Origin of the sequence: Aurantimonas marina, assembly GCF_017183135.1 — a bacterium.
In the GTDB taxonomy this organism is placed as follows: Bacteria; Pseudomonadota; Alphaproteobacteria; order Rhizobiales; family Rhizobiaceae; genus Aurantimonas; species Aurantimonas marina.
Genome location: NZ_JADDXW010000002.1, coordinates 178640 through 203983 on the forward strand (window position 1 = coordinate 178640; position 25344 = coordinate 203983).

Sequence of the window (25344 nt, forward strand, 5' to 3'; positions counted from 1 at the left end):
GCCCACGCCGCCGATGATGTCGAGCGCCGCTTGCATCGCGCTGACCGCGGGTGCCATTCGGCCGGACCGTCAAAGGATAGGCCAGAACCGGGCGCCGATGTCGAGACCTGACCGCATCCCGCTCAGGGCAGGATTTTGCCGGGGTTGAGGATATTGTTCGGATCGAGCGCGGCCTTGATCGTCGCCATCACGTCGACGGCGTCGCCGAGTTCCTTGCGCAGATAGCCGCGCTTGCCCTGGCCGATGCCGTGTTCACCGGTACAGGTGCCGTCCATGGCGACCGCCCGCTCGGCGAGCCGCGCCATGAAGGCTTCGGCCGCGGCGATCTCCTCGGCGCTGTCCATGTCGAGCAGCAGCGTCACGTGGAAATTGCCGTCGCCGACATGGCCGACGATCGGCGCGATCAGGCCGGCGGCGTCGATGTCGGCTTGCGTTTCCGCGATGCATTCGGCCAGCCGCGACACCGGCACGCAGACGTCGGTGGCGATGCCTTTGGCGCCGGGGCGAAGCGCCAGCGCCGCCCAGTAGAACTGGTGCCGCGCCTTCCACAACAGCGCCCGCTCCTCGGTCCGCTTGGCGCCCTGGAACGGGCCGCCGCCGCGGTCCTCGGCGATCGCGGCGAACAACTCGGCCTGTTCGGCGACCGAATTCGCCGAACCGTGGAACTCCAGGAACAGCGACGGCCGCGCTTCGAGATCGAGCTGAGAATGGGCGATCGCCGCCTGCATGGACAAGGTGTCCAGCAGCTCGATCCGGGCCACCGGAATCCCGGCCTGGATGGTCTGGATCACCGCGTCGCAGGCGCTTTTGACGTCCGGAAACGGGCAGACGCCGGCCAGAATCGATTCCGGAATGCCGTAGAGCTTGAGATTGAGCTTGGTGATGATGCCGAGCGTGCCCTCCGAGCCGACCAAAAGCCGGGTCAGGTCGTAGCCGGCCGAGGTCTTCTTGGCCCGCCGCGCGGTGCGGATGATCTTGCCGTCCGCCATCACCGCCGTCAGCCCGATGACGTTGTCGCGCATCGTGCCGTAGCGCACGGCGTTGGTACCCGAAGCGCGCGTCGCGGCCATGCCGCCAAGGCTGGCATTGGCGCCCGGATCGATCGGAAAGAACAGCCCGGTGTCGCGCAAATGCGCGTTCAGCGCCTCGCGGGTGACGCCCGGCTCGACCGTACAGTCGAGATCCTCGGCGTTGACGGCGAGTACGGCGTCCATACGCGACAAATCGAGCGAGATGCCGCCCTCCGGCGCGTTGACATGGCCCTCCAGCGACGAGCCGGTGCCGAAGGCGACGATCGGCGTTCGATACTCGCCGCAGAGCTCAACGAGCGTCTGCACCTCGGCCTCGGTCTCGGCGAAGAACACCGCGTCGGGCATCTGGGTCGGGATGTAGGTGGTCGAATGGGCGTGGGCGCGGCGCACGTCCTCGCCGGTAACGAGCCTCTCGCCGAATCGCTGCTTCAGCACCGACACGGCGGTGGCGATACCCTCGCGCCTCGCCGGCCGTTCCGCCAGGATGTCCGCTAATGCCATGGAATTCCGTCTCCCTTCCCGTCGGCCGCCGCGATGGACCACCGGATTTGACTTCCCCGCGCCGCCCGGCTTTCCCTTGCCGCAACGCCCACCCGCGACGAAGAGCCCCGATGACGCCAGAGCCGCAGCCGTTCCGTTCGCCCCTGATGGACCTCGAGCCCGATTGGATCGACTATAACGGCCACCTCAACCTTGCCTATTATCACGTTCTGTTCGACCGGGGCATCGACGCCCTGTTCGATTCCCTCGGCCTCGGCGAGGAATATCGCGCCACGCGCGGCTACACCACCTACTCCGCCGAGACCCATGTCTGCTATCTGCGCGAGGTGCCGCCGGCCGCGCGCGTCTATGCGACCGCCCAGATCGTCGGCCTCGACGCAAAGCGGCTGCATATTTTCCAGGAGCTGTTCCACGAGGACGGCTGGCGCGCCGCGACGCTGGAAAGCCTGAGTCTCTCGATCGACCAGAACCACCCGTCGGGCGGGCCGAAAGTGGCGCCCTTCCCCGCCGACGTGTTCGCAAGGGTGGCGGCGGTGGCGGCGGAACACGCGAAGCTGCCGACGCCGGACCGGCTGGGCCGGGCGGTGCGGTTGGGGCGGGGGTAGATGAAGGGCCAGAGGCTCGGCGCCCTCTCGCCCCTTGTGGGAGAGAAAGCGATTTCATCGGCTTAGCGAGGAACGAGCTAAACGATAGAAATCGCAAGAGAGGGGTGGGCGGCGTATCCGGCTTCCCGGCGGCGGTGGGCTTGGTGACAACCCTCACTTGCCTTTTCTGTGGTTTGCACCTCGCTGTGCTCGGCACAATTCCACGAAAAGGCTTTCTCTCCCACGAGGGGCGAGAGGGCGCGCGTCATCGTCCAGCCTGCTATTGCGGCCGGTCGCTCAATCTCCAACGCTGGCGTCTCCTCCTTCCTTCTCATTCAGCCAATTCTCAATGCCGCTCTCACGAGCGGCGGGACGCCGGAGGCGAACCCTCCGACTGGTTTAAAGTCATGCGGTCCGCCTCCGGCATCCCGCGCGGCGTTTGACCAACCCTTCGACACGGGCGCCCTCCAGCCGACCGCATCCCCCCTCCCCCCTCACCCGTAATGGTTCTGCACCACCGCCCGGGCGATCTCCTCGCGGCTGATGATCCCGGCGATGTCTTCCGGCCGCGGCAGGCCGCGCACGTCGTTGACGACGATCGCGTAGGAGCGGTTGCGCCGGCTCATGCGGGTGACCACGGTGTTGAGGTTGTTCTGCGTCGAGGCGATGATGAATTCGCTCGAGCCGATGTCGGCGAGCGTCTGGCTGGCGAAGCGGTCGGCGCGATAGGGGATCGTGCCGAAGCGCACGAAACCGGTGATGCGGTTGCCGTCGGTCAGGATCACCCGCGTCGTCTCGACGTCGATCTGCTTCAGCGCGTCGCTCACCGTCATCGACCCCGGCAGCATCTCGAAGCTGGTTTCCATCACCTCGCTGACCGGCTGGACCAGGAACATGTTGGTGGTCCGGTCGGTCGGGATCGGCCGGCCCCGGCGTCTGAGCTTGATCGTGTAGATGTCGGACTGGATCAGCGCGCGGCGCACGCCGATGGCGATGGCGACGGCCAGCACCAGCGGCAGGATGATCTCGTAGTCGCGGGTCATCTCGAAGATCATCACGATCGCGGTCATCGCCGCGCTGGTGGCGCCGCCGACCATGGCGCCCATGCCGATCACGGCGAAGGTCTCGACGCTGAGGCCGGCATTCGGCGCCACCATCATGCCGAGCGCGCCGACGGCGCCGCCCAGCGTCGCGCCCATGAACAGGCTGGGCGAGAAGATGCCGCCCGAGGCGCCCGAACCGAGGCTGAGGCAGGTGGCGACGAGCTTGCCGGCAAACAGTAAAAGCAGGAGCAGCGCGCTGGTGTGGCCGCCGTCGATAATGTCCTGGATGGTGGCGTAGCCGACGCTGTAGATGTGGTATTGCCCGCTGGTCAGCAGGAAGACGTAGCCCATCAGCCCGACGCTGGTCATGCCGATGATGTTCTGGATGTAGGGATTGAGCCTGGACTCTTCGAACAGATCCTCGGAGGCCGCCAGCAGCTTGACGAAGATCCAGGCCGCGACGCCCACCACCGCGCCGAGCAGCACCGCCAGAACCAGTTCGGCGCCGTTCACTGCCTCGGTTTGCCCGAAGGCGCCGAGCGGCAGCAGGAAGGCCGATTCGATGCCCATGGCGAGACGGAAGACGTAGGTCGAGGTCGCCGTCGCCACGACCACCGGCAGGAAGGTGCGCGCCGAAATCTCCGGCAGCAGCACCTCGGAGGCGAACAAGACGCCGCCGAGCGGGGTGTTGAAGGTCGCCGCGATGCCGGCACCGGCGCCCGCCGACAACAGCGTGATCTTCTGGTGCCGGACCAGCCTGAGCGCCCGCGCGAAGGTCGAGCCGAAGGACGAGCCGATCTGGATGATCGGCCCCTCGCGGCCGACCGAGGCGCCGGTGCCGATCGAAATCGCCGAGGCCAGCGACTTCACCACGGCGACGACGCCGCGCACGTTGCCGCCACTGTGGTAGATCGCGTACATCACCTCGGGCACGCCGTGCCCCTTGGCCTCGGGCGCGAAGCTGCGCACCAGCCAGACGACGATCAGCCCACCAACCACCGGAACCAGGATGATCCCCGCGCCCCAGGGACTCGGCGCGCCATAGGCGTTGGGATCGAAATCGAGGCTGATCCGGCCGTAGAAGGCGAAATTATAGATGAAGGCGATCAGATATTTGAAGACGATCGCACCGAGGCCGGCGACGATGCCCACGACCAGCGCCAGCAGCAGCATCAGCGGCAGCGCGACCTCGCGCTCAGGCGGCGCCTCCGCCTCCAGTGCGATGGGCGCAGCGGAAGAAACGGAGGAACTCTCGACGGACATGGCTTCGACTGACGGCTGACGGTGTTGCAAGGGCGGGTGGCAAGTCTGCCTTGTATTTCATTGTCGCCCCGCGATGGGAAGGGCGGGACGGTGAAGAATGCCGCTCACGGCGAATTGGCTGTTAAGGATGGCGGCGGCTGGCTTTCCTTTCCACCATCCGCGGTCGATAATGCGCTTCTATCGACCGTGTTATCCGGCGAGGCTGTCGCCGGTTCGCGGCGTTCCGGTTTGATGAGGCTCATGCAGCGATCTCACCCCCGTCTTCCCTCCCCGTTCGTCGCCGGCACGGTTCTCAAGCGCGACATTTTCGGAGAGATCGCCTTCGGCCATCTGGAAGGCGCCCCGCAGACCGTCGTCACGCGCCGCGGCGTCGACCGCTCGGCGCGCTGGGCACGGCCGCTCGCCTGGCATCTGGCCGGCCGTGAAATCCGGGCTCTCAAGGCTCTCGACGCGGTGGTGGGAACGCCAAAACTGCTCGGCGTCGACAAGGGCGCGCTCTATCGCTCGTGGATCGAGGGTACGCCGCTGCATGTCGCCAAGCCGCTCGGTAACGTCGCCTATTTCCGCGACGCCAAGCGGCTCCTGCGGCAGATCCACCGCGCCGGCATCACCCACAACGACCTCGCTAAGCCGCAGAACTGGCTGATCACCCCGGACGGCAAGGCGGCGCTGATCGACATGCAGCTCGCCACCATCTTCGCCCGCCGCACCAAATTGTTCCGGCTCCTGGCGCGCGAGGATTTGCGCCATCTCCTCAAGCAGAAACGCAGCTTTTGCCGAGAAGCCCTTACACCGGCGGAGAAAAAACTGCTGGCTACCAAGAGCCTGCCGGCCCGGCTGTGGATGCAGACCTTCAAACCGATCTACAACGCCGTCACCCGCGGCCTGTTCAACTGGTCCGACGGCGAAGGCACCCATGACCGCATGGACACCGAGGGCAAGGCAATCGGCGCGCGGCTGGCGTCCGACCCGACAATTCTCGCCCATGCCCTGTCGCCTTTTCCCTATCCCAAGCGCCAGGGCGTCGGCATCTACGCCTTTGTCGAGACCGCGCCCGGCAGTAACGCGCCCGCCTTGGAAAAGCGGCTGCTCGCCGCCGCCGCGCCGCGCCCGGACGTCGTCCAGGCGGTCGAGCGCCTGCCCCGCGACGCGAGCGGCCGGGTGCGCGAGGATCTGCTTCGGCTCGTCGCCATCAACCAGGTCGACCGCATCGAGGCGCTGGCCGGCGACGCCGACGCACTCGCCGCGACCCGCGCCATTGCGGAAAATCGTCGCAATTTCACCGACCGCCGCCTGAAGGGGTAGCGAGAACGATCAGTCCGCCGCACGCTCCTCCGAGCGCCACGTCGCCCTGCGGCGGGAGCGTATCCTCGGGGCCGCGCCTGATCCCGTCAGCGCTTTGCGCCAGCGTCGTAGTAGCGCCGGTACCAGTCCACGAAGGCATGGACCCCTTCGCGCACCGGCGTCGCCGGCCGGTAGCCGACCGCCCGCTCCAGTTCGCTGACGTCGGCGAAGGTGTCGGGCACGTCGCCCGGCTGCAGCGGCAGCAGTTCCCGCTCCGCCTTGCGGCCGAGCGCCTCCTCCAGCGCCTCGACATAATCCACGAGTTTCACCGGCGCGTTGTTGCCGATGTTGAACAGGCGGTACGGCGCGTTGCTGGTCGCCGGGTCCGGCTGATCGCTGTTCCAGTCCGCATTGGGCCGCGCGATGTCGTCGCTCGCCCGGATCACGCCCTCCGCGATATCGTCGACGAAGGTGAAGTCGCGGGTGTGGTTGCCGCCGTTGAACAGCTTGATCGGTTTGCCCGCAAGGATGCTCCGGGTGAACAGGAACAGCGCCATGTCCGGCCGGCCCCATGGACCGTAGACGGTGAAGAACCGAAGCCCGGTCGTCGGCAGCCGGAACAGATGGCTGTAGGAATGCGCCATCAATTCGTTGGCGCGTTTGGTGGCGGCGTAGAATTGCAGGGGATGATCGACGCTCTGATGCTCGGAAAACGGCATCGCCGTATCGGCGCCGTAGACGCTGGAGGTGCTGGCATAGGTCAGATGCCGAACCTGATTGTACCGGCAAGCCTCCAGGATGTTGGTGAAGGCCACGACGTTGCTCTCGACATAGGCGAGCGGATTGTCCAGCGAGTAGCGTACGCCCGCCTGCGCCGCGAGGTGGATCACCCGCTCCGGCCGGTGCTCCGCGAAGCAGGCGTTCACCGCCTCGCGGTCGGCGAGATCGGCCCGCACGAAGACGTAGTTGCCCTTAGATTGTCCGGCCGCCTCCTCAAGAACCCCCAGCCGCGCTTGCTTGAGCGCCGGGTCGTAGTAGTCGTTGACGACATCGAAGCCGACGACGTGGTCGCCCCGTTCAAGCAGGCGCGAGGCTACATGAAAGCCGATGAAACCGGCATTGCCGGTGACCAGAATCTTCATCAAAGACGTCCGCCCGTCTCATGTTCCGCGAAGATCAGCTCTCAAATCGCTATCTCGGTGGCTTCGCCGGATTGCTGGGCGAGCTCGACCGCTGCAGAGGCCACCGCGAGATCCTGCAGACCGACGCCGGTGCCATCGAACAGAGTGATCTCGTCGTCGGACGTCCGTCCCGGATGGGTGCCGTTGATCACGGCCCCGATCGGGGTGATCGCCTCCTGCTTGACGAGGCCGGCGGCAATAGCGTGCTGGAACTCGCCGATCGTCACCGATTGGGCGATCTCGTCGGTGAAAAGCGTGGCCGCCGCCACCAGCGCCGGATCGACCTCCTGCTTGCCCTTGGTGTCGGTGCCCATGCAGGCGAGATGCGTGCCCGGCTTGATCCAGTCCCGCATCATCAACGGCTCATGGGCGGAGGTGATGCTGACGATGACGTCGGCCTCGGCGCCGAGCCGTTCGCGCTCCACCGCCTCGAAGGGCAGGCCGACCTCTTCGGCGACCCCGGCCAGCCCTGGCAGCATCTCTGGGTGGAAGTTCCACGCGACCACCTTCTCGAACGACCGCTGTTCGGCCGCGGCACGCAGCTGGAAGGCGGCCTGGTGCCCCGCTCCCACCATGCCCAGCACCTTGGCGTCGCGGCGCGCGAGATGGGCGATTGAAACCGCGCTCGCCGCCGCCGTGCGAACCGCCGTCAGATAGTTGCCGCCGACCAGCGCCTTGAGCTGACCGGTATCGGCGTCGAACAGGAAGACCGTCGACTGGTGATTGGTCAGTCCCTTGGCGGCGTTACCCGGCCAATAGCCGCCGGATTTCAGGCCGAGCACGAGGCTGGAGCGGTCGAAGCCGGACTTGAAGCCATAAAGCGCGTCGGCATGGCCGATCGCCTCGCGGATGACCGGGAAGTTATATGCGTCGCCCTTGGCCATCGCGGCGAACACCGCTTCGACCGCCTTGAAGGCATCGGCGCGGCCGACCAGTTTCTTGCAGGTGTCCTCCGAAACGATGAACATGCCTCGTCCTCAGTACGCCAGGCCGCGGGCGGTGACCGGCCACAGGGTCTCGACCTTGCCGTTGCGCACGCCGACATACCAGTCGTGGACGTTGCAGGTCGGGTCGCAATGGCCCGGCACGAGACGCAGCTTCTCGTTGACCTTCAGCACGCCGTTCGGGTCCTCGATGACGCCATGCTCGTCCGAGCATTTGACGTATTTGACGTCGTCGCGCCCGTAGATGAACGGCAGTCCGCTGTCGACCGACTGCGCCTTCAGCCCGGCGTCGCAGATCGCCTTGTCCGGCTTGGCGTGGCTCATCACCGAGGTCAGGAGGAACAGCGCGTTCTCCCATTCGCCGTGGTCGATCCGGTTGCCGTCCTTGTCGAGGATGCGGCCGTAATCGGCGTCCATGAAGGCGTAGGAGCCGCACTGCAGCTCGTTGTAGACGCCGGAATTGCCTTCGAAATAATAGCTGCCGGTGCCGCCGCCGCCGACGATGTCGCACTCGAGTCCTTCGGCCTTCAGCGCGTCGACGGCGTCCTTCACCATCGCCACTGCGATGTCGATCTTGGCCTTGCGGTCCTCGTATTTGTCCATGTGCTGCATCGCGCCCTGATAGGCCTGAATGCCGCTGAACTTCAGGCCGGGCGCCGCGTCGATCGCCTTGGCGATCTTGACCACATCCTCGGTTTTGGTGACGCCGCAGCGGCCGGCGCCGCAGTCGATCTCGACGAGGCACTCGATCGTCGTGCCGTGCTTTTGCGCCGCCGCCGAGAGGTCAGCGACATTGGCGACGTCATCGACGCAGCAGATCGTGCGCGCGCCGAGCTTCGGGATGCGCGCGAGGCGATCGATCTTGGCCGGGTCGCGAACCTGGTTCGACACCAGCACGTCCTTGATGCCGCCGCGGGCGAAAGCCTCGGCCTCGCTCACCTTCTGACAGCACACGCCGCAGGAGCCGCCGAGGCTCTCCTGCAGCTTTTGTACGTCGACGGACTTGTGCATCTTGCCGTGGCTGCGATGGCGCACGCCCATGTCCCTGGCGAATTTGCCCATCTTCTCGACGTTGCGCTCCAGCGCGTCGAGATCAAGAATCAGGCAGGGCGTCTGGATCTCGTTCTCGGACATTCCGACCGCCGCCGGAATGTTGTAGCCGACCTCGAAGTCGTCGATCTTGATCGGTGCGTTCATGGCTTCTCTCCCTCAGCTCTGCATCCAGGGCAGCTTCTTCAAATCGACATTGCCGCCGGTCAGGATAACCCCGACCCGCTTGCCGGCGAACACGTCCCGGTTCTTCAGGATCGTCGCCAGCGGCACGGCGCAACTCGGTTCGATGACGATCTTCATGCGCTGCCACGTCAGATACATGGCCTCGATGATCTCTTCCTCGGTGGCCAATAGCACGTCGGTGACGTAATTCGAGACGAAATGCCAGGTCCGCGGGCGCAGGCTCACCTTCAGCCCGTCGGCCACGGTCTGCGGCGCGTCGTCCTCGATGATCTCGCCGGCATGGAAGGAACGATAGGCGTCGTCGGCATTCTTCGGCTCGGCCGCGTAGATCTTGGTCGACGGCGATTCATGCGACATCGCAAGGCACGTCCCGGAGATCATGCCGCCGCCGCCGATCGGCGCGACCACCGCGTCGAGCGGTCCGACATCCTCGTTGAGTTCCAGCGAACAGGTGCCCTGCCCGGCGATCACCCGGGCGTCGTTGTAAGGGTGCACGAAGTCCGCCCCGGTGCTGGCCACGACCTCCTCCAGCATCGCCTCGCGCGCCGCCGTCGAAGGTTCGCATTCGCGCACCTCGCCGCCATAACCGCGCACGGCGGCCTTCTTGGCCTCGGGCGCGGTGCGCGGCATGACGGCGATCGCCTTGATGCCGCGCCGGCCGGCCGCATAGGAGAGCGACAGGGCATGATTGCCGGACGAGTGCGTGGCAACGCCTTTTTCCGCCTGGGCTTCCGACAGGCCGAACACCGCGTTCGACGCGCCGCGCGCCTTGAAGGCCCCGGCCTTTTGAAAATTCTCGCATTTGAAGAACAGCTCGGCGCCGCTCAGCTCATTGAAATAGCTCGAGGTCAGCACCGGCGTACGGTGGACATAGGGCGCGATCCGCTCCCGGGCCTTCTTGACGTCGTCGAATGTCGGAATGTCGATCTCTTGAGCGTCCGTTTTCATGTCCATCGCCTGTCCTCACGCCGCCTTGGAGAGCGCGGCGCTCTTCGTCGACCGATAATATTCCTGCGCCGCGGCGACGCCCGAGCCGAGCTTGATCGGGTAGTCGAGATCCTTCATCGCCATTTCCAGCGTGGCAAGCCCCGACAGCGCCATGACCTCGGTCAGCGAGCCCAGATGTCCAATCCGGAACGCCTTGCCGGCCATCTGCCCGAGACCGACGCCGAAAGAGACGTCGTAGGCATCGTAGGCATGATTGGTCAGCGTGTCGCTGTTGAAGCCGGCGGGAACCAGCACCGCCGTGACCGTATCGGAATAAAGCCTCGGCTCCTTGGCGCAGACCCGCAGACCCCAGGCGTCGACCGCCCGGCGCACGCCCTCGGCAATGCGGGCATGACGGGCGAACACGTTCTCGAGCCCCTCCTCGAGCAGCATGTCCAGGCTCTTGCGCAATCCCTGGATCAGTTGCACCGGCGGCGTGTAGGGAAATCCACCCTTGGCGTTGGCGCCGGCCATGTCGCGGAAGTCGAAGAAGCAGCGCGGGCACTGGGCGCCCGCGACGGCGTCCATGGCCTTCCTGCTGACACCGACGATCGCCATGCCGGTCGGCAGCATGAACCCCTTCTGCGACCCCGAGACGGCGAGATCGACGCCCCATTCGTCCATGCGAAAATCCATCGAGGCCAGCGACGAAACCGCGTCGACATAGAGCATGGCCGGATGTGCCGCGCTATCCATCGCGCGGCGAACCGCTCCGACATCGCTGACGACGCCGGTCGCGGTCTCGTTGTGGGTGACGAGCACCGCCTTGATGTCCTTGCGCGTGTCCGCGGCGAGGCGCTCGCCGATCCGGTCGGCCGGCGCGCCCTCGCCCCATTCGCATTCGATGATCTCGACGTCGAGCCCGTGACGCTGGCACAGATCGATCCAGCGGTGCGAGAACATCCCGTGCCGGGCCGCGAGAACCTTGTCACCGGGCGACAGCGTGTTGGTGACGGCCGCTTCCCACCCGCCCGTGCCGCTGGCGGGAAAGGTGATGATCGTGCCGCTCGTGGTCTTGAAGATTTTCTTCAGGTCGCTCAGGACAGGGGCGAGAATGCCGACGAAATCCGGCGATCGGTGATCCTCGGTCTGACCCGACAGCGCGAACCGCAGGCGATCCGGAATATTGGTCGGACCGGGTATGAAAACGGGGTTTTGACCGGTCATATTTCTCTCCCTGATAATCGGCTTACCACAAGGTAGCGACGCCTGCCGAATTTGCAATTTTTCTGAAAATTATTTCCGTTAATGCCAATTTATTGATTTTTTCATATATCTATCAGCACTTTACATTTTTTCATCCGTAGCAGAATTATTTTTGCCGGAAATTTTTTTCATGGCAGGATGGGGGTGGATTACGGAAGGTGGGCGGCAAGGAAGCGATCATGAGCAAGGCCGATGACCTCCCACGACGCTCGCGCGGGCGGCCGCGAACCCAGCCGATCGACGAGCAGGCCGCTCCGGTTCAGGCCCTGGACCGGGGGCTGACGGTGTTGCGGACATTGGCGAAGGACAGCGGTCTGACGCTGACCGATATCGCGCTGCGGCTCGGCATGCCGCCCTCCTCCGCGCATCGGATCCTGGCGACCTTGCAGAAACATGGATTTGCCGAATTCGATGGCTCCGCCCAGGAGTGGTCGGTCGGCATCGAGGCCTTCCGGGTCGGCAACGCGTACCTGGTGGGGACCAATTTACTCGAGGCGGCGCGCGAGTTCATGCGGCGCCTGATGGACGAGACCGGAGAGACCGCCAACCTCGCCATTGCCGACAATGGCGAGGTTGTGTTCCTCAGCCAGGTGGAGTCGCACAATCCGATCCGGGCCTTCTTCCGGCCGGGCACCCGCGGCCACCTGCACGCGTCCGGCATCGGCAAGGCGCTGCTCGCCAACATGGGCCGCGACGAGGTCGAGACGATCCTGCGGAAACGGGGTCTGCCCGACTTCACCCCGAAGACCCTCACCTCTCCCAATGCGCTTTATGCCAATCTCGAAACGACGCACATGCGTGGCTGGTCCTTTGACGACGAGGAACGCTATCTCGGGATGCGCTGCATCGCGGCGCCGATCTTCAACGGCTTTGGCGAGGCCATTGCCGGCATCTCCGTGTCCGGCCCCACGGTCAGGTTTCCCGATGGCAAGATCGCCGAAATCGGTCCCATGGTGAAACGCGCGGCGGACGAGGTCACCGCCAAGATCGGCGGCCGGGCGCCGGCTTTAGAGAGCGATTGAAGCGTGGCAACGAACGAGCGGCCGCGGCGTCCGGCATACCCGCAAGCTGTTGCGTGGATTATTTGAGGATACGCCCCGCGGTTTCGGCATAATGATGGAAATCGCGACCAAGCCGAGGAGCCGCCTTTGACACGATATCCGCGCGATATGGCCGGTTACGGGCCGACGCCGCCCGACCCGCGCTGGCCGAATGGCGCCAAGATCGCCGTCCAGATCGTCCTCAACTACGAGGAGGGCGGCGAGAACGACGTCCTGCACGGCGACGCGGCCTCCGAAGCCTTCCTGTCCGAGATCGTCGGTGCCGCGGCCTGGCCGGGCCAGCGCCACTGGAACATGGAATCGATCTACGAATATGGCGCGCGGGCCGGTTTCTGGCGGCTGCACCGCCTGTTCACGGGCACGGATATTCCGCTGACCGTCTACGGCGTCGCGACCGCCTTGGCGCGCTCCCCGGCGCAGGTCGCCGCGATGCGGGAAGCTGGCTGGGAGATCGCCTCGCACGGTCTCAAATGGATCGAATACAAGGATTTCAGCCCCGAGGACGAGCGCGCCCACATGGACGCGGCGATCCGTCTCCACACCGAAGTGACCGGCGAGCGGCCGCGCGGCTGGTACACCGGCCGCTGCTCGGAAAATACCGTGCGGCTGGCTGCGGAGGAAGGCGGCTTCGACTATGTCGCCGACAGCTACGCCGACGATTTACCCTACTGGCTGCGCGTGGGTTCGCGGGACCAACTCGTCGTGCCCTACACGCTCGACGCCAACGACATGCGCTTCGCGACGCCCCAGGGCTTCAATTCGGGCGATCAGTTCTTTGCCTATCTGAAGGATAGTTTCGACGCGCTCTATGCCGAGGGCAAGGCCGGCAGCGCCAAGATGCTGTCGATCGGGCTGCATTGCCGCCTGGTCGGGCGGCCAGGCCGGGTCATGGCGCTGAAGCGCTTCCTCGACTACGCAGCCGGCCATGCCGATGTCTGGTTCGCCCGCCGGATCGACATTGCGCGGCATTGGGCGAAGCATCACCCGCCCGTTTCCTTCGCGCGGCCATCGGAAATGGATCGCGAGGCGTTCGTCGCGGCCTTCGGCGGGATGTTCGAGCATTCGCCCTGGATCGCCGAGGGCGCGCACGCGCTGGAACTCGGGCCCGCGCATGACAGGGCGAGCGGACTGCACAACGCCCTCGCCCGTGTGTTCCGCGCGGCGGACCCGGGGCGACGTCTCGCCGTCCTCAAGGCCCACCCGGATCTCGCCGGCAAGCTGGCCGAAGCGAAGCGGCTGACGGCCGAGTCGACCGCCGAGCAGGCCTCCGCCGGCCTCGATGCCCTGACCGATGCCGAGCGCGAAACCTTCACGCAAATGAACCAGAGCTATGTCGAAAAGTTCGGCTTCCCGTTCATCATCGCCGTGCGCGACCACGACAAGGCGGGAATCCTCGGGGCCTTTCAGCGCCGCCTCGACAATGACCGCGACACGGAACTCGCCGAGGCGTGCCGGCAGGTCGAGCGCATCGCCCGCCTTCGCCTTTCGACCATGCTACCCGAATGAAGGAGAGGCCGTTGGCCGAACGCAGCTATTACGCGCCACAGGGCGGCTTGCCGAAACAGACCGAACTGATGACCGACCGCGCGATGTTTACCGAGGCCTATGCGGTGATCCCCCGCGGCACCATGCGCGACATCGTCACCAGCGCGCTGCCTTTCTGGGAGGAGACGCGGGCATGGATTCTCGCCCGGCCGCTGTCGGGTTTCGCCGAGACCTTTTCTCAATACATCATGGAGGTCGCGCCGGGTGGTGGCAGCGACCGGCCGGAACCCGACCAAGGGGCCGAGGCCGTCATCTTCGTCGTCGAGGGGCAACTGACCCTGACGCTCGGCGGCGAAAAGCATGTGCTGGAGGCGGGCGGCTACACCTATCTGCCGCCGGCAAGCGACTGGACCGCGCATAATAACCGCGACTGCGCCGTCCGCTTCCATTGGATCCGCAAGGCCTACGAGGTAGTCGACGGAATCGACACGCCCGAAGCCTTCGTCACAAACGAGAACGCGATTGCCCCCACGCCAATGCCGGACACCGACGGCGCATGGGCGACGACCCGCTTCGTCGATCCCGCCGACATGCGCCACGACATGCATGTGACCATCGTCACCTTCCAGCCCGGCGGGCTGATCCCGTTTGCCGAGACGCATGTGATGGAGCACGGGCTCTATGTGCTGGAAGGCAAGGCCGTCTATCGGCTGAACCGGGACTGGGTCGAGGTCCAGGCGGGCGATTTCATGTGGCTGCGCGCCTTCTGCCCGCAGGCCTGTTATGCTGGTGGACCGGGCCCTTTTCGCTATCTTCTCTACAAGGACGTCAACCGCCACGCGCGGCTCGGCCTGCCTGATGGATTGGGCGGACAGCGCCGATGAGCCGGCGGATCGCGATCGAGCCGTTGGCGGCGGACGTCTTCGCGCCCTTCGGCGATGTGCTGGAAGCCTCGGGCGAGCCGGACAGGCTGATCAACCAGGGGCTTTGCGGCCGCTGGCACGACCGCGCCCGGCTGGATTTCTCGGACGGCCGCGCCGGTATCAGCCTATTCAAGGCCGAGCCCCGCGCCCTGCCCTACCGGCTGGAGATGGTCGAGCGACACCCGGAGGGCAGCCAAGCCTTCCTGCCGATGTCCGAGCACCCGTTTTTGGTCATCGTCGCGGCGGATGAAGGCGGCCGGCCGGGTCGCCCGCGCGCGTTCGTCACGCGGTCCGGCCAGGGCGTCAATTTTCACCGCGGCACCTGGCACGGCGTGCTGACCCCGCTCCATGAGCCTGGCCTGTTCGCCGTCGTCGACCGGATCGGGGACGGCTCCAATCTTGAGGAACACTGGTTCGACGAGGCCTATACGATCGGGCGGAGAGATCGGCCATCGCAAGCCGGTTAGCGGCAGCACATCCTCTTCGTCTGTCCGGACGACTTCGGTGGCTGGCGCAGCATCGATGCGATGGTCATCTCGCGAGCGATTCAGAACCCGAAAAGCGTGAACGCCTCCGGCAAGTCTGCGCGATCTACGCCAACCGCAGCGACGCGCGAAAACCGCGCGGCGCCCGGCTGGCGAGTTCGAGCGCACCACCGAGCCGTTCCGCGCAGAGCTTTGCGATCGACAGACCAAGGCCGCTGCCGACAGGGGAGCGATTGGAGCCGCGAAAGAACCGATCGGTGGCCCGTTCGATCTCGCCGGGCGGCATTCCGGCCCCCTCGTCCTCGACCACAATGGCGTTCTCGGGCGACCACCGCAGAACAACGACGCCGCCTTTCGGCGAATGATTGACGGCGTTCTCAACCAGATTGCGCACCGCCAGGGCCAGTAAAATCTCCTTCGAAACGATCTCGACGCCGTCGAGCGACGCGTCGAAGACCAGCCGGCCGCCCGTCGCCTCAAGCCGCCCCGCCTGATCGGCGACCGTATCGCGCAGGAAGCGCGACAAATGAACCGTCCCCGAGCGCGCACCGGCTGCGGCAGCCTCGGCCTCCGCCGTGTCAAGCAACTGCCGGACCAGACGCGAGGTCCGTTCCACCGCCGTGACGATCTGCTTCAGCGCGGCGGTCCGAACTGTTTCCTGATCGGTCTTCAGCGAAATTTCCGCTTGCGTCTTCAGCCCCGCGAGCGGCGTGCGCAATTCATGGGCTGCATAGGTCAAAAAGTGCCGCTCGCGCTCCCGTGCCTCCTGGACGCGCCCGAATAGGCCGTTGAGCGCAGCGGCGACCGGGCGGATTTCCGACGCCGCGTGATCGGCGGCGATGGGATGCAGATCCTCCGCCTCGCGTCGCTCCAGCCCCTCGGCCAGCTGGTCGAGGGGGCGCATGCCGCGACCGACGCCGAACCATATCAGCGCGGCAAGGGCCGGTACGATCGGCACCATCGGCAGCAGCAGACCCTTGACCACGTCACGGACCAGTCGTGCCCTTATGTCGAGATTATCGCCGACTAGCACCTGCACGCCAAGCTTGGTGTTGGTGACCGCATAGACGCGCCAAGCCCGCCCATCGATGACCCGTTCCGCGAACCCATCGGCATGATCCGACAGGCGTTGGTTCGGCGCTCCGTCGGAACGCCCGATCAGCGAACCGGTCAGCGACCAGATCTGACAGGACAGTTGTCGCTCGTAAGGGCTGCGGGAATCGACGGCGATGTCTGGGGGCGCGAGAGCGGCTAGCGCGACATCGATCTGCTGGCTGTCAATCAGCGAGGACACCATCCGCGCGGCCTCCATCAGCCTGGCGTCCAGAACCCGCTCCACCTCAGCCCGTGTGCTGAGATAGATCCACGCCGTCGCGGACAGCCAGACGAGCCCGGTCATCGCGATCAGGATGATGAACAGCCGGCCCTTGAGGGAGCGCATCATCGGCTGGCCTCCCGCAGCCGGTAGCCGACGCCGCGCACCGTCTCGACGACGCTTCGGTCGAACTTGGCCCTCAGATTGTGGATATGGACCTCGACCGCATTGCTTTCGACGCCTTCCTGAAAGCCGTAGAGCTTCTCCTCCAACTGGGCCTTGGACAGGATCGTGCCGGGCCGCTCCATGAGGGCATGCAAAAGCTTGAATTCGCGGCGCGACAAGCGGACATCCTCGCCGCCGCGCGTGGCGAGCATTCTGGCCGGATCGAGACGCACGCCGTCCCACTCCAGATAGGCTGTCGGGCGGTTCGCCCCGCGCCGAACCAGCGCACGCAGCCGCGCTGCAACCTCGTCGAGATCGAACGGCTTGCCGAGATGGTCGTCGGCTCCGCCATCGAGTCCCTCGACACGATCGGCCACGGTATCGAGCGCCGTCAGCAGCAAGACGGGCGTGGCGTCGCCGCGCCCGCGCACCGTCGCCAGCAGTTCGTGACCGGACCCGTCGGGCAGCATGACATCGAGAACAACCGCATCGAAGCCACCCGACCGCAACGCTGCGTCCGCATCGCCACAGCATGTCGCCAGGTCGGCGGTGAAGCCGTTCATCTCGAGGCCGACCGTCAGGCCGTTGCCGAGGATCTCGTCGTCCTCGACGATCAGAATACGCATGCGTCGTCCTTCTCGATCTGAACGTGGCGTCGTTTTCCCTGCTCGCCCGCCCAGCTTAAGGCTGCCTTAAGCTGGGCAGCCGATCTCAGCCGCGAAATGACGCAATGAGGGGTCGCCATGTCGCCCATGAAATCGATGACGATCTTCTTTTCGCTTTGGCTTTTTCTGCCTCTGGCATCGGCTCTGGCCCAGACGGCGCCGCTGCCGGTGGACACGGCGTTCGCGTTCTCCGCGAACAAGACCGCGGCCGGCGGGCTCGAGCTGCGATGGGAGATCGCCGACGGCTATTATCTCTATCGTGATCGCATCGCGGCGCAAACGACCGATGGCCGCAATGTCCCGATGACGACCCCGGCCGGAGAGCCGAAGGACGATCCCTATTTCGGGCGGATGGAGGTGTATCACCGCTCGACCGAGGCCTCCGCCGAGCCGGCCGCCATCGCTGATCTCGGTGATGCACCGGCCGTAACCGTCAGCTACCAGGGCTGCCAGGACGACGGCATCTGCTACCGGCCGCAGACGAAGACGTTCGATCTCGCAGCGCTGCCGGCGCAACCGACGACACCCGGCAAGGCCGAGGACGCGCTGAACCGCCTCGTCCGGGGCGAAAGCGTCTGGAAACGTCCGTCGGTGTCCGCGGCGGGCGACGAAACGAGCGTTGCCACCGCCAACGTCCCGGCCTCCTCCGCCCCGCAGGCCGGGACGCCGGTGGCCACGACGATCAGCAACCTTCCGCAACCTTCGGCGGGCACGCCCGGCATCGCGATCGACCGATCGAACCGCGGTTTCGTCGCCGATCTGCTCGCCGATGGCGGCGCGGCATGGGTGGTTGCGATGTTCTTCGTCCTCGGTCTCGGACTGGCGTTCACGCCTTGCGTCTTGCCCATGTATCCGATCCTGGCGGGTCAACTCAGCCGTGGCGGCGAGCGGCTGTCGGCCGGTCGCGGCTTCGTGGTCTCCGCGACCTATGTCGGAGCGATGGCCGCAGCGTTCGGGCTTCTCGGCGTCGCTGCGGCATGGTCCGGCCAGAATCTACAGATCGCGCTGCAATCAAAGGCCGCGATCCTGTTCGTCTCGGCGCTCTTCGTCGTTCTGGCACTGTCGATGTTCGGCCTGTTCGAGCTGCGGCTTCCCGCCGCCTGGACAAACGCGATCGCCCGAAAGGCGCCGGGATCGCGCGGAAGCCTGTCGTCCAGTGCCGCGCTCGGCTTCACCTCGGCGCTCATCGTCGGCCCTTGCGTGACGGCCCCCCTCGCCGGCGGCCTCCTCTATATCGCGCAGACCGGCAATGTCGGCCTCGGCGCCACCGCCCTCACCGCACTCGGGCTCGGTCAGGGTATTCCCCTCATCGTCTTCGGCACGATCGGGTCAAGGGCGCTGCCGAAAGCCGGCCGTTGGATGGTGCTAGTCACGCGGGCCTTCGGCTTCGCCTTTCTCGGCCTGGCGATCTGGATGATGTCGCGGATCCTGCCGCCGACCGCCACGCTCGGCCTCTGGTCGGCGCTGTTCCTGGGTGCCGGCGTCTTCCTCGGCGCGCTGGATGTTCTTGGCAGCGAAGCCGGGGGGCCGCGTCGGTTGGCCAAGGCCGGCGGTCTCGCCGCAATCCTCTATGGCGCGATTCTGGCCGTCGGCGCCGCCGCCGGAGCGGACGATCCCCTGCGACCGCTGGCAAGTCTGGTCGCAGCCGGACCGGCAGCGCCAAGCCAAAAGCCGGTGTTCCGCAAGGTCCGGGACTCGGCGGACATGGCAGCGTTGGTTCGCGCGGCCGACCGCCCGTCGCTCGTCTACACCACCGCCGAATGGTGCGTGACCTGCAAGGTCATCGAACGACGGGTCTTCGGCGACCCGACCGTCAGAGCCGAGCTTGCCGGATTCCAGCTGCTCGAACTGGACCTCACCGAGGACGATCCCGCGCGGACCGCGCTGATGAAGGAGTTGGACGTCGTCGGCCCGCCCACCATGCTCTTCATCGACAGGCAGGCGCGCGAGGTGCCCGATTCGCGCCTGATTGGCGATGTCACGGCCAGTGACTTTCTCGCTGCGGCCCGCCTGGCGGAGGGCAGCTGATATGACGGCCATCAGCCTCGGCCCCCTCGTCTTCGCCGGCGACCGGCTGGCCGCGATCCTCGCCATCGTCGCCTTTCTCGGGATCGCGGCGATCGTGGCGGGCCGGATCGACCCGCGCATCGGCAACTGGTCGCTGGTCGTGGTCGTCGTCGGCTTCGTGGCGGCGCGGCTCGGCCATGTCGCCGCGAACTGGGATAGTTTCGCCGAGGCCCCGCTACGGATCTTCGCTGTTCAGGAGGGCGGATTTTCCTGGATTGCCGCCATCGCGGCCGCGGCCCTTTACACCCTCTACGCCTGCCGCGGCGCGAAACTGCGCGCCTGGTCTTTCGGGACGCTGGCGATCGCGTTCGTCATCTGGAACACCGCTTGGCAACTGACCGCCACGACCAACGCCGTCGCCGCTCCGATGGCTGCCTTCGCCACGCTGAATGGCGGCGAGGCGCGCCTGTCCGACTTCGAGGGCAAACCCGTGGTGCTCAATCTCTGGGCCAGCTGGTGTCCGCCCTGCCGCCGGGAAATGCCGATGATGGCGCAGATGGCCAAGGAGCGCGGCGATGCCTTCTTCGTCTTCGCCAATCAGGGCGAAGGCGCGGATACGGTCCGCCGCTATCTCGAACAGACCGGCGTCGAAATCGACAACGTCCTGCTCGACCAGGCCAACAGTTTCGCCCGCCACTACAGTGTCGCCGGTTATCCCGCGACCCTGTTTCTCGACAAGACGGGAACCCTTCAAACGATGCATTTCGGTGAAATCTCGCGGGAAATCCTGGCCTCGACCCTTTCCGACATCGCACAGAAGGATGACTGACATGTCCGGATGGACCATCGCCATTCGAGGAAGCCTCCTCGGCGCGGCGGCGCTTCTCTCCGCCTGCTCGACGACGAGCGATCCTTCGCGCATCGCCCTCGGATATGCGGGCGGTCCCGACGGCGATCCGCGCATCTCGCGCTACTACGGCGGCGTTGTCGATCAGGGCTGGGAGATTCCGGCGGTCGATCCGAAACTGGTGGAGCAGCGCAATATCCGGCAGGTCGTCGATTTCGAGACCAAGGAACCGGCCGGCACCATCGTCGTCGATCCAAAGAACCACTTTCTCTATCTGGTGATGGAGAACGGCAAGGCCATGCGCTACGGCGTCGGCGTCGGCAAGGCGGGCTACGCCTTTTCGGGCACGGCCACCATCGCCCGAAAGGCGAGCTGGCCGGGATGGACGCCGACGGCCAACATGATCCGGCGCGACCCCGATCGGTACGGACCGCATGCGGGCGGTGTTTCTGGCGGCCTTGGAAATCCGCTCGGCGCGCGCGCCATGTACCTTTACCGGAACGGCCGCGACACGTTCTACCGCGTGCACGGAACCAACGAGCCCTGGACGATCGGTCAGTCCGTGTCGTCGGGCTGCATCCGGATGGTCAATCAGGACGTCATCGACCTTGAACAGAGGACTCCGGTCGGCACCCGCGTCGTGGTGCTCGACGGAAGCGAGACGCCGGGGTCCGTGTGACTGCCCCGCCGGCCCCGGCACGCGCAGCAGCGCCCCAGCCGCGCATTACAGCGCCGGATACGGCTCCGCCGCCGCGTCAAAGCCGATCACTCATGCCAACCAAAAGGTCTTTCGATTTGTCTGCAACTCTTCTGCGCATCAGCGCCATGACGCTGGCGACACTCACGCTGGCCGCCTGCTCGACATCGTCGCAGCCGACCCAGCAACTGGCCTATGCCGCGCCCAAGCCGCCCGTCGATCCGCGCGTCGCCCGGATGTATGGGGCGGTGACCGACGATGGCTGGCAGATTCCGGCGGTCGATCCGAAGAACATGGACCCGCGCAATATTCGCCAGGTGGTCGACTACGAAACCAAGGAGCCGGCGGGAACGATCGTCGTCGATCCCCGCGCCCGGTTCCTCTATCTCGTCATGGAGAATGGCAAGGCCATGCGCTACGGCGTCGGCGTCGGCAAGGCGGGTCTGGAGTTCACCGGCAGCGGCGTCATCAAGCGCAAGGCGGCATGGCCGCACTGGACGCCCACCCAGGACATGATCAAGCGCGAGCCAGACAAATATGGCGGCGCCCTGCGCGACGGCATGGACGGCGGCATCGACAACCCCCTGGGAGCCAGAGCCCTGTATCTCTATAAGGATGGCAGGGACACGCTCTACCGCATCCACGGCACCAACCAGGAATGGTCGATCGGCAAGGCCGTCTCCTCCGGCTGCATCCGGATGCTCAACCAAGACGTTATCGATCTCAACAGCCGTGTCCCGAAGGACACGCGGATCGTCGTGATCTGATTGCCCAACCAGAAAGGAACCCCCTCGCCATGACCATACCAAACATCTCCCGCCGCAAGCTGATCATCGGCTCCGCTCTCCTCGCCGGTGCGCCGTTCGTGTCCCGGACGGCCTTTGCCGAGGTCGATCCGATGTCGAAGGAGGCCGTGCTGTTCGATCCGCAGGTTCCCGTCCTCGGCAATCCGAAGGGCGACGTGACCATCGTGGAGTATTTCGACTACCAGTGCCCCTACTGCAAAAAGGCCCATCCCGACGACATGCGGGTGGTGGAGGAAGACGGCAATGTCCGCTTCGTCATGAAGGACTGGCCGATCTTCGGCCCACCCTCGCTCTACGCGGCGCGCCTGACGCTCGCCGCCGGCACGGGCCACGCCAAGGCGATGTCGGCCTTGATGGCGACCAAGGGCAAGCTGACGCCCGACATGATCGAGACGATCCTGACCAAGGCCGGCTTTTCCGTGCCCAAGCTCAACGCCGCCTATGATCGGGACAAGGACCGGATCAATTCCATGCTGCAGCGAAACAGCACCCAGGCCGAAACCTTCGGCTTTCCGGGAACGCCTGCCTACATCATCGGAACCGCCATCTATCCGGGCGTCGTCGCGCCGAACGACATGAAGGCGGCGATCGCCACAGCCCGCAAGGGCTGAGCGGCGCAGGCGAGCGATCCCAGGCGTCGCAGGTTCCGGCCGCCCACCTGAATCAACGCGGCCAGGTCATGTGCGCTCGCCTGGGCTATCCCTTTTCGGCGGGATGGATGGCTTGCGGAAATCTGGTGGGCCCGGCAGGACTCGAACCTGCAACCAAGCGGTTATGAGCCGCCGGCTCTAACCAATTGAGCTACAGGCCCCACGCGCCCTGCCCTAGCGCATACGCCGCGGCGCCTCAAGGCGCGAGCCGCCTCGGCACCGGCTTTTCTTCCAATCTCCGCTTTGACGCCGCAATGGCGACCTAGCAAGATCGTCGGCATCTTTCGAACCGGAGTCCTGGGCCCATGCGAAGCCGTCAACGCAGTCTGATCGTCGCCCTCCTCGTCCTGGCGACCCCGTTCGTCGCCGCCGCGCAGGAACCCGCCGCGCCCGCGCCGCGCAGCTTGGTCGTGACCGGCACCGGCGAGGCGACGATGAAACCCGATCTCGCCATCGCCTCCTTCACCGTGCTGCGCTCGGCCGAGACGGCGCGCGCGGCACTCGATCAGGCCAATGCGGCGATGCGCGAGGTTACCGCCGGGATGCGCGAGCTGGGCGCCGAGGACCGCGACCTGCAGACCTCCGGCTTTTCGATCGCACCGCAATACCGCTACGACAACCAGCGCCCTGACGGCGTGCAGACGCCGCCGGCGATCGTCGCCTATGAGGTGCGCAACACGCTGACGGTCCGGGTCCGCGACATCGCCCGGCTCGGCGAGATCCTCGACAAGGCGGTCACCCTCGGCGTCAACCAGGGCGGCGAGATCAGTTTCGACGTCGCCGAACCGCGTCAAGCCCGCGACGCGGCCCGCAAAAATGCCGTCGCCGATGCGATGGCGACGGCGACGGTTCTGGCCGAGGCGGCTGGCGTGACGCTCGGCCCGGTGCGCGAAATCAGCGAGGATGTCGCGGTTCTGCCGCCGATGCCGCTCAACCGGTCGATGAAGATGATGGCGGCGGAGGCGGCGCCAAGCGTCGTTCCCGTCGAAACCGGCGAGAACACCTTCAGCGCCAGCGTCCGGATGGTCTACGACATCAGCGACTGAGGCGGCGCGGGCGTCCGGGCGACGGGGGAAATTCGCCTGCGGACGCCCTTGCCGGGCCCAGGGCTCAGCGGCGGCGGAACGTCAGCACCGGGCAGCCCGGCTCGCGGGCGAAGCGCACGATGGCGCGATCACCGCGTGAGCGACCCGCGACCACGACGGCGCGGCGGTTGGCGCGAATCACGCGGGCGCGGTTGACTCCCATGCGGCGGGCCTTGCGCACGGCGCGGCGGGGCTGGCACGCCGGCCGGTACTCGCGATAATCCCGATAGTCACGCTGGCCACGATAGCTCCGTCCGTGGACCGGCTGGGCGCGCTCGCCGATGGTGATACCGAAGCGCAAGCCGTCGGCGGCGGCCGGCGCGGCGGTGAGCGCGGTGCCGCCGGTGGCAAGCGCGGCAACGACGATGATCGAACGGGTCAGGGACTTGAACATGGGTTGGTCTCCATTCGGGTCGACGCGATTTCGTCTGTCGCGGACCACGGTTTCGCGGGGGGCGATCGCCGCCGGTCGAGCCGGCCCTGCGATCATTCGCCAACACTTCGCCGGTGAATGGTGAGACCCTAGGCGATAGTGACTGAATGCCCTCGGAACCCGCCGTTCATCCAAGGTTCAGTCTTCCCACCAGTGGCGGGTCAGATGCAGGAGAAAGGCGAACATGCCGACGACGGTCAGATCGGCCGCGTGGGTCCAGTCGCCCTGGCACAGCGATTGCGGATCGCGCAGAATCTCGGTCTGGCAACGGCCGGTCTTGCGGCAGGTCTTCATCCGGCAGGACGGCGGCAGCCCGTGCAGATTGGCCGCCGTCCGCACCGCCAGTTCCAGCGCGTCGCGGGTGATCTCCGGCCAGGTCTCGGGGCCGTCGAAATCCGGCTTGTCCGCTGCCGATTTGGTCATGATGCTGTCTCCTTGAAAAAATCCCCTGCGCCATCGCAGGGCACGCGCCTTTGTCTTCGCGCCCGGTTGTCGGGGCGAAGGGATCGGGAAGCGGACGCATGGCGAACGTCGCTATGCTGATGAGTGAATGACGCTTGCCATGCGCCCGCCGGCTGCTTGCCCCGGACCCGACGCTTCGCTTGTGGCGAAGCCGGTCTGCAAAGGGCCCGGATGTGGGGGTTCATCACCCAGCCGCGCCACCGCAGCGCGACCCATCCGGCACCGTCCTCCCTCCACGCGCATCCGGTTCATGACCCGTGTTCCCGCGAGGGCGATGGGCAAAGGATAAAGGGGGACGCGGGAGACGGGGAGAAGTTTTTTGCTCGGGTGGGCGCCGGCGCCGTGCAAGGACCCCTCATCCGCCCCTTCGGGGCACCTTCTCCCACAAGGGGAGAAGGGGGCTTCGCGACGGTTTTCCCCACAAGCGGAGAAGGACAGGGCGGCAATTCCTTCTCCCCTTGTGGGAGAAGGTGGCCGAGCAAAGCGAGGTCGGATGAGGGGTTCTTCGCAACGCGCCTGCTGGCCGCGCGAGTGGCGCATCAACGCCACGGCTGCAGATCACCATCGCGGGCATAGGCGAGGATGGTGTCGCGAACCGCCTCCAGTTCGCGAAGAACCTCGTCGTTCCAGAACCGCAGGACACGAAAGCCCCGGCGCTGCAATTCGGCCGTCCGTGCAGCATCGGTACGCGATGCCCCGTGCTGGCTGCCGTCGAGTTCCACCACGAGCCTGGCATCAAGGCAGACGAAATCAACGATGAAGCGCCCGACAGGCACCTGGCGGCGAAACTTCAGGCGGTCGAGACGGCGGTCACGCAATTCGTGCCAGAGCCGCTCTTCCGCCTCGGTCGGCGCGCGCCGCATCACGCGGGCGAAGCGGCGATGGCGCGGAACGACACTGTGGTGCGGCATCGGCTGAGATTACGGCGATGGGACGGTCGGGAAAACCCCCGCACATCGAATCCCGCGACCCTTTGGGCCGACCCCTCATCCGCCCCT

At 66.1% G+C, this 25344-nt stretch carries 24 protein-coding genes and 1 tRNA gene; 12 read left to right on the top strand and 13 right to left on the bottom strand.

Annotation, left to right across the window (positions count from 1 at the left end; translation table 11 throughout):
- Window positions 1-122: 122 nt before the first annotated feature.
- A complete protein-coding gene (locus ING15_RS03625) occupies window positions 123-1532 on the bottom strand; it encodes an FAD-binding oxidoreductase (RefSeq protein WP_206453414.1) in 1410 nt (469 codons plus the stop codon).
- Between the two features lie 110 nt (window positions 1533-1642).
- Between ING15_RS03625 and ING15_RS03630 the strand changes: the two genes are divergently transcribed.
- Window positions 1643-2137, top strand: coding sequence for a thioesterase family protein (locus tag ING15_RS03630; protein WP_232845543.1), 495 nt, complete (start codon window positions 1643-1645; stop codon window positions 2135-2137).
- Between the two features lie 473 nt (window positions 2138-2610).
- Here the strand turns inward: ING15_RS03630 and ING15_RS03635 are convergent, their stop codons facing one another.
- Window positions 2611-4422: a chloride channel protein gene (locus ING15_RS03635; protein ID WP_206453415.1), complete on the bottom strand. Its 1812-nt coding sequence runs from the start codon at window positions 4420-4422 to the stop codon at window positions 2611-2613.
- Between the two features lie 240 nt (window positions 4423-4662).
- Between ING15_RS03635 and ING15_RS03640 the strand changes: the two genes are divergently transcribed.
- Entirely contained in the window at window positions 4663-5727 is a 1065-nt protein-coding gene (locus ING15_RS03640) for a serine/threonine protein kinase (protein WP_206453416.1), read from the top strand.
- An 86-nt stretch (window positions 5728-5813) separates the two neighbouring features.
- Here the strand turns inward: ING15_RS03640 and ING15_RS03645 are convergent, their stop codons facing one another.
- The 5 genes from ING15_RS03645 to bhcA are packed head-to-tail and all read right to left on the bottom strand — an operon-like array spanning window position 5814 to window position 11221.
- Window positions 5814-6848 (bottom strand): NAD-dependent epimerase, encoded by a 1035-nt coding sequence (locus tag ING15_RS03645; protein ID WP_206453417.1) that lies wholly within the window; start codon window positions 6846-6848, stop codon window positions 5814-5816.
- Window positions 6849-6889: 41 nt separating this feature from the next.
- A complete protein-coding gene (gene bhcD / locus ING15_RS03650; protein WP_206453418.1) occupies window positions 6890-7855 on the bottom strand; it encodes an iminosuccinate reductase BhcD in 966 nt (321 codons plus the stop codon).
- Window positions 7856-7864: 9 nt separating this feature from the next.
- A complete protein-coding gene (gene bhcC, locus ING15_RS03655; protein ID WP_206453419.1) occupies window positions 7865-9028 on the bottom strand; it encodes a 3-hydroxy-D-aspartate aldolase BhcC in 1164 nt (387 codons plus the stop codon).
- A gap of 12 nt (window positions 9029-9040) precedes the next feature.
- Window positions 9041-10015: a beta-hydroxyaspartate dehydratase BhcB gene (gene bhcB, locus ING15_RS03660; protein WP_206453420.1), complete on the bottom strand. Its 975-nt coding sequence runs from the start codon at window positions 10013-10015 to the stop codon at window positions 9041-9043.
- Window positions 10016-10030: 15 nt separating this feature from the next.
- Window positions 10031-11221, bottom strand: a complete 1191-nt coding sequence (bhcA, locus tag ING15_RS03665) for an L-aspartate--glyoxylate aminotransferase BhcA (RefSeq protein ID WP_206453421.1) — start codon at window positions 11219-11221, stop codon at window positions 10031-10033.
- 197 nt (window positions 11222-11418) lie between these two features.
- On the opposite strand from bhcA, the gene bhcR reads away from it, so the two are divergent.
- The 4 genes from bhcR to ING15_RS03685 all read left to right on the top strand — a co-directional run bounded on the left by bhcR (window position 11419) and on the right by ING15_RS03685 (window position 15196).
- Window positions 11419-12282 (top strand): HTH-type transcriptional regulator BhcR, encoded by an 864-nt coding sequence (gene bhcR / locus ING15_RS03670; protein ID WP_332873760.1) that lies wholly within the window; start codon window positions 11419-11421, stop codon window positions 12280-12282.
- A gap of 147 nt (window positions 12283-12429) precedes the next feature.
- Window positions 12430-13827, top strand: a complete 1398-nt coding sequence (puuE, locus tag ING15_RS03675) for an allantoinase PuuE (protein WP_206453569.1) — start codon at window positions 12430-12432, stop codon at window positions 13825-13827.
- Window positions 13824-14690: a bifunctional allantoicase/(S)-ureidoglycine aminohydrolase gene (locus ING15_RS03680; RefSeq protein WP_206453422.1), complete on the top strand. Its 867-nt coding sequence runs from the start codon at window positions 13824-13826 to the stop codon at window positions 14688-14690. Before puuE ends, ING15_RS03680 begins: the two co-directional genes overlap by 4 nt.
- Entirely contained in the window at window positions 14687-15196 is a 510-nt protein-coding gene (locus ING15_RS03685; RefSeq protein ID WP_206453423.1) for an ureidoglycolate lyase, read from the top strand. Before ING15_RS03680 ends, ING15_RS03685 begins: the two co-directional genes overlap by 4 nt.
- A gap of 124 nt (window positions 15197-15320) precedes the next feature.
- On the opposite strand, the gene ING15_RS03690 is transcribed toward ING15_RS03685, so the two are convergent.
- The gene (locus ING15_RS03690; protein ID WP_206453424.1) at window positions 15321-16658 is read right to left on the bottom strand and encodes an ATP-binding protein; all 1338 of its coding nucleotides are present in this window, start codon (window positions 16656-16658) and stop codon (window positions 15321-15323) included.
- Window positions 16655-17320: a response regulator transcription factor gene (locus tag ING15_RS03695; protein ID WP_206453425.1), complete on the bottom strand. Its 666-nt coding sequence runs from the start codon at window positions 17318-17320 to the stop codon at window positions 16655-16657. Before ING15_RS03695 ends, ING15_RS03690 begins: the two co-directional genes overlap by 4 nt.
- 117 nt (window positions 17321-17437) lie before the next feature.
- Between ING15_RS03695 and dsbD the strand changes: the two genes are divergently transcribed.
- The 5 genes from dsbD (at window position 17438) to ING15_RS03720 (ending at window position 22327) form a co-directional block, all read left to right on the top strand.
- A complete protein-coding gene (gene dsbD / locus ING15_RS03700) occupies window positions 17438-19387 on the top strand; it encodes a protein-disulfide reductase DsbD (RefSeq protein WP_206453426.1) in 1950 nt (649 codons plus the stop codon).
- Between the two features lies 1 nt (window position 19388).
- Window positions 19389-20195 carry a TlpA disulfide reductase family protein gene (locus ING15_RS03705; RefSeq protein ID WP_206453427.1) on the top strand — a complete coding sequence of 269 codons (807 nt, stop codon included), beginning with the start codon at window positions 19389-19391 and terminating at the stop codon, window positions 20193-20195.
- 1 nt (window position 20196) lies between these two features.
- A complete protein-coding gene (locus ING15_RS03710; RefSeq protein WP_206453428.1) occupies window positions 20197-20892 on the top strand; it encodes a L,D-transpeptidase in 696 nt (231 codons plus the stop codon).
- A gap of 146 nt (window positions 20893-21038) precedes the next feature.
- Window positions 21039-21677: a L,D-transpeptidase gene (locus tag ING15_RS03715; RefSeq protein WP_408628671.1), complete on the top strand. Its 639-nt coding sequence runs from the start codon at window positions 21039-21041 to the stop codon at window positions 21675-21677.
- Window positions 21678-21706: 29 nt separating this feature from the next.
- Window positions 21707-22327 (top strand): DsbA family protein, encoded by a 621-nt coding sequence (locus ING15_RS03720; RefSeq protein WP_206453430.1) that lies wholly within the window; start codon window positions 21707-21709, stop codon window positions 22325-22327.
- Between the two features lie 123 nt (window positions 22328-22450).
- Here the strand turns inward: ING15_RS03720 and ING15_RS03725 are convergent.
- Window positions 22451-22527: transfer RNA gene (locus ING15_RS03725), tRNA-Ile, on the bottom strand.
- A 144-nt stretch (window positions 22528-22671) separates the two neighbouring features.
- Between ING15_RS03725 and ING15_RS03730 the strand changes: the two genes are divergently transcribed.
- Window positions 22672-23412: an SIMPL domain-containing protein gene (locus tag ING15_RS03730; protein ID WP_206453431.1), complete on the top strand. Its 741-nt coding sequence runs from the start codon at window positions 22672-22674 to the stop codon at window positions 23410-23412.
- 64 nt (window positions 23413-23476) lie between these two features.
- On the opposite strand, the gene ING15_RS03735 is transcribed toward ING15_RS03730, so the two are convergent.
- The 3 genes from ING15_RS03735 to ING15_RS03745 all read right to left on the bottom strand — a co-directional run bounded on the left by ING15_RS03735 (window position 23477) and on the right by ING15_RS03745 (window position 25257).
- A complete protein-coding gene (locus tag ING15_RS03735; protein WP_206453432.1) occupies window positions 23477-23845 on the bottom strand; it encodes a hypothetical protein in 369 nt (122 codons plus the stop codon).
- 177 nt (window positions 23846-24022) lie between these two features.
- Window positions 24023-24307, bottom strand: a complete 285-nt coding sequence (locus ING15_RS03740; protein ID WP_206453433.1) for a hypothetical protein — start codon at window positions 24305-24307, stop codon at window positions 24023-24025.
- A gap of 578 nt (window positions 24308-24885) precedes the next feature.
- Complete coding sequence (locus ING15_RS03745; RefSeq protein WP_206453434.1) at window positions 24886-25257, bottom strand: endonuclease domain-containing protein; 372 nt, start codon at window positions 25255-25257, stop codon at window positions 24886-24888.
- Window positions 25258-25344 lie beyond the last annotated feature (87 nt).